Source organism: Chryseobacterium cupriresistens (assembly GCF_046614675.1).
Classification (GTDB): Bacteria; Bacteroidota; Bacteroidia; order Flavobacteriales; family Weeksellaceae; genus Chryseobacterium; species Chryseobacterium cupriresistens.
Genome location: NZ_JBKKJT010000037.1, coordinates 1 through 288 on the forward strand (window position 1 = coordinate 1; position 288 = coordinate 288).

The 288-nt window shown below is 62.2% G+C and carries 1 protein-coding gene; it reads right to left on the reverse strand.

Going from position 1 to position 288, the window contains the following annotated elements:
• Window positions 1-101: 101 nt before the first annotated feature.
• Window positions 102-288 (reverse strand): NADH-ubiquinone oxidoreductase-F iron-sulfur binding region domain-containing protein (locus ACLI50_RS22555; RefSeq protein ID WP_411414675.1); only part of this gene is annotated, 187 nt, incomplete at its 5' end.

A 288-nucleotide genomic window follows, 5' to 3' on the forward strand; every position in this document is an offset into this window, starting at 1 on the left:
CTATTTCAAGTTCAACCATGATGGTGAATGGTCCTTAACCTATTTCCGCCCGTTCGCGCATTCGCCCGACCGTGCGCTCAAATTCCGCAACCGGTTTCGCGTCAGGCCGCCGCCGCGTGCGCGTGACCGCCGACCATGCAGCGCTTGTGCTCGACGTGGTACGCGAATTCGTCCCAGTAGTGCTTGAGCATCCCGCGCACCGGCATCGCAGCCGCGTCGCCCAGCGCGCAGATCGTGCGCCCCATGATGTTCTCGGCGACCGAATTGAGCAGATCCAGGTCTTCCTGG